Origin of the sequence: Mycolicibacterium frederiksbergense, from assembly GCF_012223425.1 — a bacterium.
GTDB lineage: Bacteria > Actinomycetota > Actinomycetes > Mycobacteriales > Mycobacteriaceae > Mycobacterium > Mycobacterium frederiksbergense.
In genome coordinates, this window is the sequence record NZ_CP038799.1 from 5,351,574 (window position 1) to 5,367,301 (window position 15,728).

Here is a 15,728-nt window from a genome sequence, read left to right on the forward strand (position 1 = left end):
TGCCGGCGCGCGGGCTCGGCGGAGCTTTCAGCAACCTCTCAGCCGGCCTCCGCGAGGCTCCTGTGACGCCACCCACGGAATTCCGGTTTGCGCCGGATCGGGCCTACCCTTGTCGGTCATGGGGTTCACAAAGCCGATGATCACCGCTGCCGGGCTGGCGCTCGCCGGACTGATCGCCGCGGGTCCGGCAGTCGCCGAGCCCGCCGAGCCGGCCCCGCCGGCTCCGCCCGTCAGCTCCGAACCTGCGCCCGATGCGCCGCCACCGGCCGCACCGTTGAACGTCATCGACAAGGACGGCACCTACCAGGTCGGCACCGATATCGTGCCCGGCGTCTATGCCTCCGCCGGTCCGTTCCCCGAGGGCACCTGCTCCTGGCGGCGGATGGCGCCGGTCGTCACCGAGGGCGAGCCCGGCGAGACGCTGGACCGGGCCTTCACCAAACAGCCCCAGATCGTCGAGATCAAGGCCGACGACGGCTCGTTCAAAACCACCGGGTGCCAGACCTGGACGCTGACCAACCAGCCGCCACCCGCGCCCGGGATGTCTCCGGTGATGGCCGCGCTGCAGTGGAAGCTCTATATGGACACGCTGAACCGCAACGCCGCGCAGTTCGAGGCAAACCCGCCGCAACCTGCGCCCGCGCCGCCGGGTGCGCCCGGATCGTAAAGCTTCAGCAACGGCCCGTTTTCGGCCTCACCCAGCCGAGCCGGTAGCGCTGTTATTCTTCGATCACTGCCGGCTGCCTGGACGTTGGGGAGCGGTCCGCCCGGCCAGCGCGCGTAAGCGTAAGTGAAAAGCCGGAACTCGGGGAAAGAGTGTTGTGCGTAGCGGAGAAATCAAGGCCCTCACCGGTCTTCGTTTCTTCGCCGCAATCTGGGTCGTGCTGTTCCACTTTCGCCCGCTGCTCGCGCAGGCGGTGCCGGATGTCAGTTCCGCGCTGGCGCCCGTGCTCGACAGCGGCGCACAGGGCGTCGATCTGTTCTTCATCCTGAGCGGTTTCGTACTGGCCTGGAACTATCTGGACCGGATGGGTCCGTCCTGGTCGACCCGCGACACCCTGCATTTCCTGTGGATGCGGCTGGCCAGGGTGTGGCCGGTCTATCTGGTGACCCTGCATCTGGCCGCGCTGTGGATCATCTTCACCCTCAACGTCGGGCACGTCCCGGCAGAGAACGCCGACACCCTGACCGCGACCAGCTACATACGTCAGCTCTTCCTGGTGCAACTGTGGTTCCAGCCTTACTTCGACGGCTCCAGCTGGGACGGCCCGGCCTGGTCGATCAGCGCCGAGTGGCTGGCGTACCTGACCTTCGGCTTCCTGGCGCTGGTCATCTTCCGGCTGGCGCGGGCCACCCGCGCGCGCAGCCTGCTTCTGCTGGCGTTCGCGACGACCCTGCCGCCGGTGATGTTCCTGCTGGCCAGCGGCCAGTTCTACACGCCGTGGAGCTGGTTGCCCCGCATCCTGCTGCAGTTCACCGCCGGAGTGATCGCCTGCGCGGCGGTGCGCCGGCTCGATCCCGGCGATCGCACCCGGATGCTGGCGGGCGCGGGTTCGATACTCCTGTTAGGGGCGATCATCGGCACGCTGTACTGGCTGGACGGGCATCCCATTCCTGGGGTGATGGACAGCGGCGGCGTGGTGGATCTGCTGTTCGTCCCGCTGGTCGTGATGCTGTCCATCGGGGCGGGCACGCTGCCCGCGCTGCTGTCGACCCGCATTCTGGTCTATGGCGGGCAGATCTCGTTCAGCCTGTACATGGTTCATGAGCTGGTGCACACCGCGTGGAACTGGGCAGCAGAGCAGTTCGCGTTGGTGTTGGCGTCCCCGGCCGGGCCGTGGTGGTTGACCGCGATCTTCGCGGTGACGCTGGCCTGCGCGGCGCTGCTGTATCACGTGGTGGAGGAGCCGGCCCGGCATTGGATGCGCCGCATGGTCGACATCCGGGGAACCGTGCCCAGAATGCAGGCGGCCGACACCGACCGCACCGAGTCCAGATTGTCGGCCTGACGCGAATGCTTCTGTGCGGCAGTTTATCTGCGTGGTCCAGTACGCTTACGCGGGTACTTCAAGCAGGAGGATGTCGTGCGTCGTGTGGCCGGTCTGGTGGTCTCGCTTGCGCTGTTGGTCACCGCTGTACCGCTCGCGGCACCGTCGGTGCAGCTCGCCGGGCGGGAATCAGCGCTCAGCCGGGTCGCCGTCATCAGCGACTCCTACACCACCGGCACCGACCTCGGCGGTCTCGGCGTCAATGGCTGGCCGGCGCTGGCCTGGCGGATCCTGGCCGATCAGGGCAGGCCGGTCGCGGCCGACGTCGCGGCCGAGGGGCGTGCCGGCTACGGGGTGCGCGGAGATCACAACAGCACGTTCGGTGACCTGACCGCTCGGGCTGTCCGGCCCGATGATGCTCTGGTGGTGTTCTTCGGGTCCCGCAATGACCAGCCGGTCGACGCGGTAGATGTGGCCGGATTGGCCAGAAGCGCTTTCGATCTCGCGCGGCACCGGGCGCCGGCGGCGCGCTTGCTGGTGATCGGGCCACCGTGGCCCACCGCAGACGTTCCCGTTCGGATCACCCAGATCCGGGATGCCCTGTCCATCGTCGCCATGGCGTCGGGGGCCCGATTCGTGGATCCGCTCGCCGAACGCTGGTTTGTCGGCAGACCCGATCTGATCGCCGTCGACGGAGTGCACCCCACCGATGGCGGGCATCGCTATCTGGCCGAGCGGATCGCCGGACTCATTGCGGCGGAGCTGCCTCCGGTCCGCTAGGCGTGCGCGCGGCGGCGTGCCTTGTCCTTCAACGGTTCCGGCAGGGCGTCGGCGACGAGCAGTGACGGCAGCAGGCTTGGATCCTTCATCATCGCGCGGAACACCAGCGCGATCGTCACATCATGGCCGGGGCGCTCCAGGATCTCGATCGAATCGCCGGCACGCACCACTCCGGGCGTGATGATGCGCAGATAGGCACCGGGCACACCACGATCGGTGAATCGCTTGATCCAGTTGTCGATCTCCAGCCACGACGAGAACGTCCGGCACGGTGTGCGGGGCCGGGTCACCTCCAGGACCAGGCCGCCGTCTCCGACGCGCCAACGTTCACCGACGACCGCGTTCGTGACGTCGATGCCCGCCGTGGTCAGGTTCTCCCCGAAGGCGCCGTTGCCGATCTGCCGGTCGAGTTCGCTCTCCCAGGCATCGAGATCCTCCCTGGCGTAGGCGTACACGGCTTGATCGTCGCCGCCGTGGTGCTTCTGCTCGCTCACCAGATCGCCCACCAACCCGCTGCCCAGACCACCACGCATCGGACCGGGCGGGCGCACCTCGACGGCGGTATCGGTGGGGCGCTTGTCGATGCCGGTCGGCTTCTTGAGGGTGTCGGGGTTGGTCCGCGGATGGGCGATGTTCACTGTCAGCACGCTCGACATGCGGTCAGCCTAGTGGCACCCGGACGGTACGGCCTTCCGCATAACCTGACACCCATGTTCGTCACTCCGCACTACGGCGACGGAGCCCTCGCCGATCTGGTCCCCTCGGTGCTCGGCGTCCTGGGGGTGGCCGGGGAAACCGACCGGGTCGGGCTGGGTCTCGACGGCGTGCGGCGGGTGGCGATCCTGCTCATCGACGGTATGGGTGCCGAACTGGTCGCCGCCCGCCGCGAGGTCGCGCCGTTCCTGGCGGCCCGGACCGCGCAGTCGCTGACGGCGGGGTTTCCCAGCACCACGGCGGCCAGCCTGGCCTCGCTGGGCACCGGCCTGCCCGCCGGGGAGCACGGCCTGGTCGGTTACCTGCTGGCGGTGCCCGATCACGATCGGTTGATGAACCCGCTCAAATGGCGGCTGATGGGCGAGGGGCCGAAGGTCGATCTGCTCAAAGAGATCGTTCCCGAGCAGTTTCAGCCGGTGGCGACCGCGTTCGAGCGGGCAGCTGCCGACGGCGTGGTGGTGACGCAGGTGGCGCCGATGTATCAGGCGGGTTCGGGTCTGACCCGGGCGGCATTGCGCGGCGGCGAGTTCCGGCCCACCTTCTCGTCCGGGGACCTGGTTGACGGGGTGGTCGGTGCGCTCGGTGCGGGGGACCGCAGCCTCGTCTACGCCTATCACGGTGACCTGGATCTGACGGGTCACGTGCGCGGGCCCGCCTCGGAATCGTGGGCGCTGGAATTGCAGCAGATCGACCTGACCGTCCGCCTCATCGCCGAGCGGTTGCCGCCCGGTTCCGCCCTGATCGTCACCGCGGACCACGGCATGGTCCACGTGGAGGATCCGGTCGACTTCGATCACCGCGCCGAACTGCGCGCCGGTGTGCGGGGGCTGGGCGGGGAACCGCGTGCGCGGCATGTGTACACCGAACCCGGGGCCGCACCGGATGTGGCGGCGGCCTGGCGGGCGGCGCTCGGCGACGACTTCACCGTCCTCACCAGGGCCGAGGTGATCGGCGCCGGTTGGTTCGGCCCGACCGTGCAGGCGCGCGTCGAGCCCCGCATCGGAGATGTCGTGGTGGTGGCCAACGGTGATCGGGCGATCATCCGCTCGGGTGCCGAGCCGTTGCAATCGCAGCTGGTCGGTCACCACGGATCGCTGACACCGGCTGAAATGCTGGTGCCGCTGTACACAATTCGATGATGTCCCCGCCGCCGGCTCGATTATTTCCCCGTCGCTGCTCTCGCGCCGGCAAGAACTCGGCTAGCGTGCAGGTCTTGTGCAGACGCTGATCGATCTGGACACCGCTGCGGTGTTCGCCATCCCCATGCGTGACGGCACCACCATGCACGAAGGCGTCCTCGTGGAGGGACCGCAGGGCTGGGGGGAGTTCAGCCCACCGCCCGGGTGCCCGGACCATCTGCTCGTGCGCTGGCTCACGGCCGCCACCGAACCCGGCACCGTCGGCTGGCCGGACGCCCGGCGCGGACGTGTGCCCGTAGCGGTGACCGTTCCCGTGACGGATCCGGCGCGGGCCCATGACGTGGTCGTGGCTTCGGACTGCCGGACGGCTGCGGTCGAGGTGGCCGATCCGGCGTGCACGCTCGGAGACGATGTCGCCAGAATCGCCGCGGTGCGCGACGCGCTGGGCCCGGACGGCATCATCCGCTGTGACGCCAAGGGCAGGTGGTCGGTCGATGCTGCGGTGACCGCGGTCCCGGCGCTCGATCGTGCCGCGGGCGGCCTCGAGTTCGTCGAGCAGCCATGCCGGGGCATCGCGGAACTCTCCGCGGTGCGACGACGGGTCGATGTCCGGATCGCCATCGCCGATTCGCTGGAGCGGGCGTTGGGCGATCCGGGGCTGGCCGAGGCCGCCGATATCGCTGTGCTGCAGTGCGGGTCACTCGGCGGGGCGCGACGGGCGCTGCGCATCGCCGAAGCGTGTGGGCTGCCATGCTCGGTCACCTCGGGGGTGGAGACCAGTATCGGGGTGGCGGTCGGCGTGGCGCTGGCCGGCGCATTGCCCGAGCTTCCGTTCGCCGGCACCCTGGGCTCGGGCTCGTTGCTGGACGGGGACCTGGTGGCCGACTCGCGCAGGCTGATTCCGATCGATGGATTTCTGCCGGTCGCGCCCATGTCACCGGCGCCGCTGCCCGAGCTGCTGGACCGGTATTCGGTCATCGATCCGGCCCGAATCCGGTGGTGGCGTTCCCGGCTGGAAAGCGCGATTGCACAATGAGGAGATGACTTCGGTGTCCGAACCGGCGGTCCTGCTCGGGCAGGCCCTTGCCCCGTCCAACCGCGTCGACCCCTATCCGGCGTACCGCGCGCTGCGCGAACACGGTCCGCTGCAGATCCCCGAGATCAGCCTGACGGTGTTGACCTCGTACGCCGACTGCGACGCCGCGATCCGGCATCCGGCGTCGTCGAGTGACCGGATGAAGTCGGCCATCGCGCAACGCCAGATCGCTGCCGGTGAGGAACCGCGACCGTTCGGACTGGCCGGACTGGTCGACAAGCGCCGCACCCCGGCCTTCCTTTTCCTTGATCCGCCCGACCACACCCGGCTGCGCAAACTGGTGGCCAAGGCATTCGCGCCCCGGGTGATCAACGAGCTGCGCAATGAGATCGTCGCCACCGTCGATGGCCTACTCGACGCCGCGGAGGAACGCGGCGAGTTCGACGCCGTCAGCGGCCTGGCCTACCCAATCGCGGTGGCGGTGATCTGCCGGCTGCTCGGTGTACCCGTTGAGGATGAACCCAAGTTCGGGCACGCCTCCACCCTGCTCGCGCAGACCGTGGACCCGTTCCTCACCGCGACCGGCGATGTGCCGGAGGGGTTCACCGACCGCATCGAGGCCGGAAAATGGCTGCGGAAGTACTTCCGCGAGCTGATCAGCCGCCGCCGCAGCAGTCCCGGCGATGACCTGATATCCGCGATGATCGCGGTCGAGGAGTCCGGTGATCAGCTCAGCGAGGACGAGATCATCTCGACCTGCAATCTGCTGCTGATCGCCGGACACGAGTCGACGGTGAGCCTGATGGCGACCTCGGTGCTGGCGATGCTGCGGGATCGCACGCAATGGGCGGCGCTGGGGGCCGATCCGTCGCGGGCGCTGCGCGTCATCGAGGAGACGCTGCGTTTCGATCCGCCCGCTCAGCTGCTGGGTCGGGTGGCGGCCGAGGAGATGCGGCTGGGGGACACCGTGATTCCCCAGGGCGACACCATCATCGTGCTGTTGGCCGCCGCGCACCGTGACCCGGCAGCCAACCCCAACCCCGATGTCTTCGATCCCGACCGGGCCACCATCAGGCATTTGGGTTTCGGACACGGCGCCCACTTCTGTCTCGGTGCGCCGCTGGTGCGGCTGGAAGCCTCAATCGCCTTGTCTGCCGTGACACAGCGTTTCCCGAAGGCCGAACTCGGCGGTGACCCGCGGTACAAACCGAATGTGACGCTGCGCGGCATGCTGTCGTTGCCGGTCAGCGTGTCGGGCTGAGCTGCATCGCTTCGCGGTCAAAAGGGCGGCGGGTCGCTGTCGTTGTCGGCGCGTTCGAGGGCGAGTTCTAGTTGGTTGCGTGCGCGTTCGGTGTTGATGCGTTGGGCGCGGTCCTTGAACCGTCCTGGTCTGGATGGAGACCTCGGTTATGCCACCTCTGTTGTTGAGGCGACGGTGTGACGGTACCGGTCCTCGTACTCCGAGGGCGAGAGATAGCCCAGGGCCGAGTGCAGGCGGGTGGTGTTGTACCAATGCACCCAGGCGGCGGTTTCGCGTTCCACCTCGGCGCGCCCGGTCCAGGACTGGGCCCGATTGATCAACTCGGTCTTGTAGAGACCGATCGCTGATTCCATCAGTGCATTGTCCAAAGCATCACCGACCGAGCCGATCGATCCTGCGATTCCCGAGTCATGCAGAGCATCGGTGAAGACCAGCGATGTGTACTGACTTCCGGCATCGGAGTGATGGATCAAACCCGTTGTCGTAAAACGGAAATCGGTTCTGCGACGGGTGAACACAGCCTGTTCGAGCACGCTGTGAACGAGCGGTGTCGCCTTGGTCGACATCACCCGCCACCCCAGAATTCGGCGTGAGTACACATCCACGCAGAACGCGGTGTAGACGAATCCCGCCAAGGTCCAGGTGTAGGTGAAATCGGCCACCCACCATTGATCAGGCCGTCTCGGAGCACCCCACTGGCGGGCGATCAGATCGGGATGGCGCGGTGCGCCCGGATCAGCGGTCGTGGTGACCGTGGTGCGCCGCCGGCCACGAACGGCTCCGCTGATGCCGCAGATGCCCATCAGCCGGCTGACCTGGTCACGGCCCACATCATGGCCTGCATGTTTCATCGCGTGCCACATCTTGCGGACCCCGTAAAGCCGCCGGTTGGACACAAACAACCGGTGCACGGTGTTGGCGGCGTGCGCCTCGGTCCAGGCAGTGTCGCTGACCGGGCCGCGGGCTTTGGCCGCGTAATAGGTGGACGGGGCGATCTTGACGCCGTAGCTGGTGAGCACGGTGCAGATCGGGTCGACCCCGAACTGGTGACGGTGGGCATCGATGTAATCGATGATCACCGAAGTCGGCGGTCGACCTCCGCCGCTGCGAAAAACGCTGTCGCCGTCTTGAGAATCTCATTGGCCCTGCGTAGCTCGGCGTTCTCTCGGCGCAACGACTTCAATTCCGCAGAAGAATCCACAGCCCCATCGACAACCGCCGAGTCGCTGCTGCCGTAGCGATTCTCTACCCAGTTGCGCAACGTAGCTTCATTGATTCCGAGGATCTCGCCGACATACCGGCGGGCCCCTCGCTTGGAATCCCCAGTCTGGGAAATCCGGTCCTGATACATCCGTACCGCCCGCTCACGGGTCTCTGGGTCAAACTTCCTCGGCGCAGCCACAACAACATCCTCCTGGTGCGTTCACGATCTCCACCAGACCCAGGACGGTTCACCTGGGCGCGGGTGCGTTGTCGGACCGGCATCTTGGTGTCGCGGTCGGTGTCGTTGATGAGGCTGATCGCGCGTTTTCGGGGGATGGGCGTCTGGATATTCCAGTACGGGAACAGGATTGCCGCGCCGGGTGATTTCTTGTAGGTGTGTCCGGTGGGCGCTGTCCATTGGATGCTGCCGTCGGGTTTCGCGCTGGGTGTCCAGCCGCTGAAGGTTTTGAGCAGATGATGCAGACGGCACAGCGGGGCCAGGTTGCCCGGATGGGTGGCCCCGGCCGGCCATGGGGTCAGGTGATCGAGGTCGCAGCGGTGGGCGGCCCGGTTGCAGCCGGGGAAGCTGCAGGTCATGGCGCGCATCCGGACGAAGGCGGTCAAGGCTGTGGAGGGCCGGTACTGGCGCTCGGCGGGCAGGTCGGCGATCTCCGATAGCGGCTTGACGGTGGCGCCGCCGGCGACTAGTTCGGCGAGCATGGCGGCGGGGATGATGGCGCCATCGAGCGTGACGCCGGGGCTGGGGTTGCACGCCGCGGGAGCCGCAGGACGGGCGCTGGCCGCGGGCGCGGCAGGCTGGGAGCTGGCCGCGGCTGGTTCGGTGCGGGCAGCCGGCGCGGCGGGTTCGGACGGCCCAACGGGCTCAGACTCCGCAGCCGGAGTCTGCGGCTCGTGCTCGGCAGTCCGCTCCTGTTGCTCTGGCGCGGCCTCAGTCGCGGCAGGCTCGGAGTCCGGGGTGCCTGCAGTACCAGGCGTGCTCTGCGGCGGGGTGTCTTCACCGGCGGCGGGCACCTGGTCGGTGAGCGCATAGATGGTGACCGCGCCCGCACGCGGATCCTTCCCGCTGCCCGCACAGTTCACGTCCCCGCACTCGCAGGCCAGGCGCTCCAATTGTGGGCCCACCGCACCCAGGGCGGCCAGGGCCGCGGCACGCAGTTCCCCACGCTTACGGGGGTCATTCGGGCAGACGGTGTCGGCCAGGGCGTCGAGGCGTTGTTCGAGGATTTTCTTGTCGGTGATGCGCAGTCTGCCCCAGAAGGAGGCGACCCCGTTGGGGTCGTCCTTGTCGTCGAACTCGACGTAGAGGTCTTTGGCGGCCCGTCGGGAGCGGACGACGGCGTCGGGGTCGAATTTTTCCACCCAGAGGTCGACCGCGCCGATCAGCTGTTTCTCCGAATGCGCCCCGTACGCGCCCGCTTCGCCGGAAATCGCCGCATCGATCAATACCAGCGCGTCCTCGTCGACGACCAGATGGGTGCGCCAGGTGATGGCATCGATCACGGTCGCCGAGATCGCGCCGGTGGCGAACAGGGCCGCGGTGCGGGGTAGCCGGTCACGCAGGGCTTGGGCGATGCGCATCTGCTTGGACGCGGCATAGGGGTTGAGGTTGCAGGCAGCCGCGACCGCGGCCTGGGCCCATGCCCAGCCATCGATCACCTGGTGGGCGACCGTGTCGTCTTCGTCGTCGCATTGGCGGGCGATCACTTCGCCGATCAGGGCCAGCCGTGCCGCGGCGGCCATGGCCTCGGTTTGGGTCAAGGTCGTGACCGCGGAGATGAGCGCTTCATCGCTCAACTCCGCGAGTGCGACCCGATCCAAGACTTCGAACATATGTGCGATACTACCGGCCGGTTCCGACACTGGCAGCAGCATTCTCGCGGCTGTGGATGAACTGGATTGAGGCTATTCCTGGACCGCTTTGGCGACGGCCACGCAGGTGGTCAGCCACTTCGCGTCCGGCACCGCGTTCTCGGTGAGTTCCCACATCGCGTTGTGCATCATCCGCACGATCACCCACGCCCGCGCGCGGTCGACGTCCAAACCGGCGGCCTCGGACAGGGTGTAGAAGCGGCGCCGCACACCTTCGCGGACGTAACCGGCAAGCTCGTCCCAGCGGTCCCACAGCATCGGCGCGATCTCGTAATGGGGATCGCCACTCATCGGCTTCGGGTCGATCACCAGCCACGGTTCGCGGTCGCCGGCCAGCACGTTCTCGTAGTGCAGGTCGCCGTGGATGAGCGTGCCGGTGCTGGCCGGGTCGGACACGAAATCGGCGCCCAGTGACAGCGCCTGCTCCACGAGCCGGTGGGGCAGAGCGGCGCTGCGCGGTAGCTGCGCCAGATCGGTATTCCATTTTTCGATGAAGCCGACAAGCGGACGCAGCTGCGGCAGGGCGGGGACATGGATTCGCCCGTACAGTCCGGCGACGATCTCACACGCCTCCAGGTCCCAGACGTCGTTGAGGTTGCGGGCATGCAGCCGCTCCAGCAGCATTGCGCGGCGGTAGGGATTGGCGCGCAGCAGGCGCACGGTTCCCTGGCCGTCCCAGCGGCGCAACGCCAGGTGTTCGTGTTCGGATTCGTCGTCGGGGAATGCGATTTTGAGCATGGCGGATTCACCGTCGCCGGCGCGAACCGGCAGCACGATCGAGCAGAATCCGTATTGGGGTGCACCGTCCGGGGTGAGATCCCACTCCTGAAGCTGGCTGCCTACCGACCTGGGCAGGTCGTCGACCCAACGCTGCCATTCGTGTCCGCGGGCGGCCATCGCGAGGACCGCGTCGGGCAGGACGATCACGATTCGATGGTGCCATGCATCCTCACCTACCCCTGTGGCACCCGAGCGCTCCAGTCTTTGACAGACTGGTGGCCATGGCACAGATCACCATCAAGGGAAACCCCATCAACACGGCCGGCGAGCTGCCCGCAGTCGGCACGTCGGCTCCGGCCTTCACCCTGGTCGGTACCGACCTCGGCGCGGTCACCAGTGACCAATTCAGCGGCAAGGCCGTACTGCTCAACATCTTCCCGTCGGTGGACACCCCGGTGTGCGCGACGAGTGTGCGGACGTTCAACGAGCGCGCCGCATCGACCGGAGCGGCGGTGCTGAACGTGTCGAAGGATCTGCCGTTCGCGCAGAGCCGTTTCTGCGGTGCCGAGGGCATCGAGAACGTGGTGACGGCCTCGGCGTTCCGGGACAGCTTCGGCGAGGACTACGGGATCGTCCTCGTCGACGGCCCGTTCGCCGGCCTGCTGGGCCGCGCCGTCGTGGTGATCGGTGCCGACGGCAATGTCGCCTACGCGGAGCTGGTTCCCGAGATCGCCCAGGAGCCCAACTACGATGCCGCGCTCGCCGCACTGAAGTAATCCGGCTTGCCGCAACGGCACCGGTCAGCACAGCCTTCGGGTCGCGCGGACCGGTGCCGTTCTGCATTCTGCGCACCGTCGCGATGGTGTCGGAACGGTCGCGGATCGATCACGACCCGGGTACGGGAGTCTCTTTCCGGTCACGGATCGGCATCTCATTTGCGCTGTCCTGCAGTCGAATTGGGAAACGACTGAATCGGTCGGTAGAAATAGCGGTGACGCCCGTCAATTATGGGTCGTCGCGGTATCCGCCCTGATTGAAAGAGTTGACGACCCGATGAGACGCTTCTGTGCCCTGCTGCTCGGCCTGGCTGTGTTGACAGTGACTCCTGGTGTCGCATCGGCTGATCCGTTCAATACCCGCCCGGCTCGCAACCAGCAGGCGGTCGACTATGTGATCGCGCGGGCGCTGGCCCAGCGCGGCGTGCCGTTCGCCTACGGCGGTGGTGACGCCAACGGTCCCACCCGTGGTGTCGTCCGCGAGACCCCGGCCGCAGCGGAACCGGCTGCCGCCGCCATCCCCGGCGGGGTACCTGGCCTGAACTTCCCCGGGCTGGCGCCGCCGGCCCCGGTCGCGTCGCCGCTCGTTCCGAGCCTTCCCGCGGCGCCTGATCCGGCCGTCAACGTGGTGGGGTTCGACGCCTCGGGCATCATCGTCTACGCCTTCGCGGGTGTCGGGGTGAAGCTTCCGCGCTCGTCCGGCGAGATGTACAAGGTCGGCCAGAAGGTGCTGCCGGATCAAGCGCTGCCCGGCGATCTGATCTTCTTCGGTCCGGAGGGCACCCAGAGCGTGGCGCTGTTCGTGGGCAACGGGCAGATGCTGGAAGCCACCGACTCTGGAGTTGCGGTCTCGGCCGTGCGCACCGCCTCGATGACGCCCTATCTGGTGCGCATCATCGCCTGAGTCGGACCGCAGACCTACCCGACCGGCAGCGAGTCGTTGCGCTGCAGAACGAAGAAATATGGGCGTTTGCCGCCCCGGTAGTCCATCGCGCCGATCACGGTGTCTTCGGAGACCTTGCGGAACACGTCGTTGATCGGCAGGTTGTCGTAAATCATTGTCGCGCTGTCTATCCCGCGGTAGCGGGTGGTACGTAGCCGCGCCTTGGGCGCCTTGGTCCGCAGCGCCGGCCGCAAGGCCGAGATCGGCTGCACCAGCGACAGGTTGCGCACCAGGGGCACCTTCGTGGCGATGCCCAGGCCGCCGAACGCGAGCACCGGATTCAACGGCCACAAGGCCGTGCCCCCGTCCTTCGGGAAGAGCAGGGGATGCACGGTCTCGGCGTCGACGAACTGTTTGCCCCACCAGCCACTGGCGGCGAGCAGTCCGTCCATTGGGTGCGCGGTCGGCAGTTCGGCGCCGTGCCAGGTGCCAATCATGAAATCCGGTTCGACACCGGGGGCGGCGTCGAAGAGGTCGAGCGCCTCTGCTGTCGTCGTCGGCACGGTGGTCAGAATGTCCTCGGCAAGCATGCCCGCACCTTACTTGACACGTGTCAAGTTCTCAAAGCCGATTCGCCTGCCCTCTCGTCATGCAGCAGCACGAAACGAACCGCTTCGGTTCGCGAAGCGACGCCGAGTTTTCGGTAGGCGCGGTAGAGGTGGTTGGCCACCGTTTTTGCGCTCAGGCCGAGACGCTTGGCGATCTGTTGGTTCGTCAGCCCGTTGGCGACCTCGGTGAGCACCCGGCCCTCCGCCTCGGTGAGCGCGCTGAGCTCGGGGGTACGCCGGTCGACCTTTGCCGCCCATGCGGCGGCGCCGAGCCTGCTGAATCCGTTGCGTGCCTCGGCACGTGCGTGCTCGCGGTCTGTCGCGTCATCGGCCAACCGCGCGATGTCATGGAAGGTGCGCGCCCGGTCGAAGGCGTCGTGCGCGGGATCGTAGATTGCCGTTGCCCGGTGGAGAAGGCGAAGTGATCCTGCCGGATCGGTACCGCGGAGCAGTAGTGCCTCGGCGCGGCAAGCGGTGGCCTTGGTCCATCGGCTGGACCCGACGGCTGCCGCAACCGTCTGGAGGTGCTCCACCACCGGTCGGGCGTCGTCGCTGCGCCCCACTGCGAGGTAGGCCTCGACCAGGTCGATGTGCCAGCGGGCCAGCTGTGGGGCGAGGAGTCCGCCGACCTGTTCGAATGCCCAGCACTCGGAAAGCGCGGCGACCGCGTCGTCGGGGCGACGTGCGGTCAACGCGGCCAGTCCCGCATTGGCCAACAGAAAGTAGCGCGCGCCGAAGGTGGACAGTTCATCGGAGATCGCGAAGCCGAGTTCCAGGTCTGCGGCGGATGTGTTGTCATCGCCGCGGATAGCGTGCACCCGCGCACGGAGCGAGAGCCAGAACGGCGCGAATGCTCGTTGGCCGGTTGCCAGGCTGAGCGCAGTCGCCTCATCCAGACACATCAGGGCATCATCGAAGCGCGATGCGCGTACATAGGTTTCGCCGAGTGCACCGAACACCATGGCGAGCGCAGACCGCGCTCCCTCGCCCCGCAGTTGGGCGCTGAGTTCGGTCAGCGCCGCTGCCGAGGCCTCGTATCGTTCGGCGATCGACAACGCCCGCCCGTAATGCAGGCCGATCATCGGGTCGCTTGTGACGGCGGCGACGAGGTCCAATTCCTCCGGTATGCCATCGACGAGTTGGTCCGATCGATTCTCGTGCCGGGCGCTGAGTGCATGGGCGAGGATCACCCGCGCCACATGGGAATCGGTCGACAGTGGGTCGCTGAGAGCGACCGCCGCCGTAGCGGTGTCGATGATCTCGCCGACCATCCCGAGCATCCCCAGCGGTATGGCCATCCGGGCGTGCACCATGCCGGCCTCGGCCGGTGAGGCCAAGATGGCGCATTCCTTGAGGCGGTGCAAAGCCATTGCCGGCGCTCCGCCCACCGCTTCCAGCGTGGCAAGCAACACCGTCGCCGCGACGTGTAGCTCGTGGGATGCGGGATCTGCCAACACCGTTTCTAGCCGGTACCGCGCGGAGTCGGTCTGTCCGGCCGTCACCAGTTGCCGGGCAGCCAGCACCCTGAGCTCGGCGCGGCGGGAGTCATCACCGGTCAGATCGATGGCACGGTCCAGCAGACGTGCGGCCGGCTCCGTTCCGCCTCTGGACCTAAGCGTGCGCGCTGCGCCGACGAGCTCGTCAACCAACGCTTCGTCCGGTCCCAGAGTGCCGTGCGCGCGGTGCACGAGCCGGACGGTGTCCGAAAGTGCCGAGCAGTCGGCGAATTCCAGGTGCAACCGGCGCTGGTGTTGGTGGGGCATGGCGGCAACGGTCGCGCTGCGCAGCAACGGGTGCTGCAGGGTCAGCCTTCCGGAGTGCAAGGCGGCCAGGCCGCTGTCCTCGAGGGTGTGCAGCGCCGCCTCGGCGATGCCGGGGCGCATCGACCGCAGTACCGACCAGGATCCGTCGGCCGACAGCGAGGCCAACTCCAACAGGGTGCGCCCCGCGGTGCCGGGGCGGGGTAGCTGTCGGCTGAACACGGCGCGGAGATCCCCGACGAGTGGGATGTGCTCCGGCAGCAGGTGCGCACCGGACAGTTGCTCCGGTGTCAACGCGCCGGGGAGATGGCGCAGCACCAGTGGATTACCGGCCGCCACATCCAGGAGCTTCTCGATGACCGCCGGGGCGATGGGCACGGTGCTCGCCGCTTCCAGCACCGCAGTGGCGGCCGGCCGATCCAGTCCGGGGAGCTCTTCGACGTCGAACCCCTCGGCGAAACTCTCGGCCGACGGAACCCGGCGACCGGTCACCACCACGAAGACGGCGGCATCCGTTGACCTCCGCATGGCGAGGTTCAGCGCTGTTCGGCTGGCGGCATCGGCGTCGTGGATATCGTCGATCAACAGCGTTGTTCCGGCGGCCCTCGCCAGTCCGGCGCTGAGGATGTCGGCGACCCGCAAGGCGTCCACCTCGCCGGCCACCGATCCCACCGGTGTCATGATCGGCAGCACCGCGGCGATCTCGGCGGCGGTGGACATCGGTGCTGCGATATCGCCGCCGCGGCAGCTCACCAGATGGGCTGTCGGCCCGATGCGGTGCGCGAGCTGAGCGAGCGCACTTGACTTTCCGATGCCGGGATCGCCGAGCAGTACGACGATACGGCCGGCTCCCGTGCAGGACTGCAGCCACGCCTGTTCCAGGCGATCGCCGAGTGTGCCTGCCGATGTCGAACCCACCATGTAGGAGGCAGGCTATCGCAGGTGACGCCGTACGGCGCCGATCGGCAGG

The 15,728-nt window shown here is 67.6% G+C and carries 14 protein-coding genes and 1 other annotated feature; of the genes, 8 read left to right on the forward strand and 6 right to left on the reverse strand.

The genetic code is table 11. The features are described 5' to 3' along the window. Positions 1–118: 118 nt before the first annotated feature. The 3 genes from EXE63_RS28860 (at position 119) to EXE63_RS28870 (ending at position 2,768) form a co-directional block, all read left to right on the forward strand. A complete protein-coding gene (locus tag EXE63_RS28860; RefSeq protein WP_168144784.1) occupies positions 119–667 on the forward strand; it encodes an Rv1352/Rv1906c domain-containing protein in 549 nt (182 codons plus the stop codon). A 154-nt stretch (positions 668–821) separates the two neighbouring features. Continuing rightward, positions 822–2,009 (forward strand): acyltransferase family protein, encoded by a 1,188-nt coding sequence (locus EXE63_RS28865; RefSeq protein ID WP_168144785.1) that lies wholly within the window; start codon positions 822–824, stop codon positions 2,007–2,009. Between the two features lie 75 nt (positions 2,010–2,084). Continuing rightward, positions 2,085–2,768, forward strand: coding sequence for an Rv0518 family GDSL lipase (locus EXE63_RS28870; RefSeq protein WP_168144786.1), 684 nt, complete (start codon positions 2,085–2,087; stop codon positions 2,766–2,768). Here EXE63_RS28870 and EXE63_RS28875 read toward each other — a convergent pair. After that, positions 2,765–3,424, reverse strand: a complete 660-nt coding sequence (locus EXE63_RS28875; protein WP_168144787.1) for an MOSC domain-containing protein — start codon at positions 3,422–3,424, stop codon at positions 2,765–2,767. The genes EXE63_RS28870 and EXE63_RS28875 overlap by 4 nt on opposite strands. Positions 3,425–3,478: 54 nt before the next feature. Between EXE63_RS28875 and EXE63_RS28880 the strand changes: the two genes are divergently transcribed. From EXE63_RS28880 to EXE63_RS28890, 3 genes are all read left to right on the forward strand, one after another. Beyond that, positions 3,479–4,621, forward strand: a complete 1,143-nt coding sequence (locus EXE63_RS28880) for an alkaline phosphatase family protein (protein ID WP_168144788.1) — start codon at positions 3,479–3,481, stop codon at positions 4,619–4,621. A 76-nt stretch (positions 4,622–4,697) separates the two neighbouring features. Further along, entirely contained in the window at positions 4,698–5,657 is a 960-nt protein-coding gene (locus EXE63_RS28885; RefSeq protein ID WP_168144789.1) for an o-succinylbenzoate synthase, read from the forward strand. 4 nt (positions 5,658–5,661) lie between these two features. Then, a complete protein-coding gene (locus EXE63_RS28890) occupies positions 5,662–6,918 on the forward strand; it encodes a cytochrome P450 (RefSeq protein ID WP_168144790.1) in 1,257 nt (418 codons plus the stop codon). Between the two features lie 146 nt (positions 6,919–7,064). Here EXE63_RS28890 and EXE63_RS28895 read toward each other — a convergent pair. The 3 genes from EXE63_RS28895 to EXE63_RS28905 all read right to left on the reverse strand — a co-directional run bounded on the left by EXE63_RS28895 (position 7,065) and on the right by EXE63_RS28905 (position 10,938). Next, positions 7,065–8,269, reverse strand: a protein-coding gene (locus tag EXE63_RS28895; protein WP_234904305.1) for an IS3 family transposase whose coding sequence is annotated in 2 segments (ribosomal slippage) — positions 7,065–8,026 and positions 8,026–8,269 — 1,206 coding nt in all. Because the reading frame shifts where the segments join, the coding sequence is not laid out codon by codon here. Beyond that, positions 7,905–8,036 (reverse strand) — a sequence feature (AL1L pseudoknot). Its footprint overlaps the gene before it by 132 nt. Continuing rightward, positions 8,164–9,972, reverse strand: a complete 1,809-nt coding sequence (locus EXE63_RS28900; RefSeq protein WP_234904306.1) for an HNH endonuclease signature motif containing protein — start codon at positions 9,970–9,972, stop codon at positions 8,164–8,166. The genes EXE63_RS28895 and EXE63_RS28900 overlap by 106 nt, the downstream gene beginning before the upstream one ends. Before the next feature lie 72 nt (positions 9,973–10,044). Continuing rightward, entirely contained in the window at positions 10,045–10,938 is an 894-nt protein-coding gene (locus EXE63_RS28905; protein ID WP_168144792.1) for an aminoglycoside phosphotransferase family protein, read from the reverse strand. A 74-nt stretch (positions 10,939–11,012) separates the two neighbouring features. Here EXE63_RS28905 and tpx point away from each other — a divergent pair, with 74 nt between their 5' ends. After that, positions 11,013–11,507 (forward strand): thiol peroxidase, encoded by a 495-nt coding sequence (gene tpx, locus EXE63_RS28910; protein WP_105363686.1) that lies wholly within the window; start codon positions 11,013–11,015, stop codon positions 11,505–11,507. 277 nt (positions 11,508–11,784) lie between these two features. Then, positions 11,785–12,411 (forward strand): NlpC/P60 family peptidoglycan-binding protein RipD, encoded by a 627-nt coding sequence (gene ripD / locus EXE63_RS28915; RefSeq protein ID WP_168144793.1) that lies wholly within the window; start codon positions 11,785–11,787, stop codon positions 12,409–12,411. 14 nt (positions 12,412–12,425) lie between these two features. On the opposite strand, the gene EXE63_RS28920 is transcribed toward ripD, so the two are convergent. Together EXE63_RS28920 and EXE63_RS28925 are read right to left on the reverse strand one after the other, a co-directional pair. Next, positions 12,426–12,980, reverse strand: coding sequence for a DUF4334 domain-containing protein (locus tag EXE63_RS28920; protein ID WP_168144794.1), 555 nt, complete (start codon positions 12,978–12,980; stop codon positions 12,426–12,428). Between the two features lie 23 nt (positions 12,981–13,003). Continuing rightward, positions 13,004–15,679, reverse strand: coding sequence for a helix-turn-helix transcriptional regulator (locus EXE63_RS28925; protein ID WP_168144795.1), 2,676 nt, complete (start codon positions 15,677–15,679; stop codon positions 13,004–13,006). Positions 15,680–15,728 lie beyond the last annotated feature (49 nt).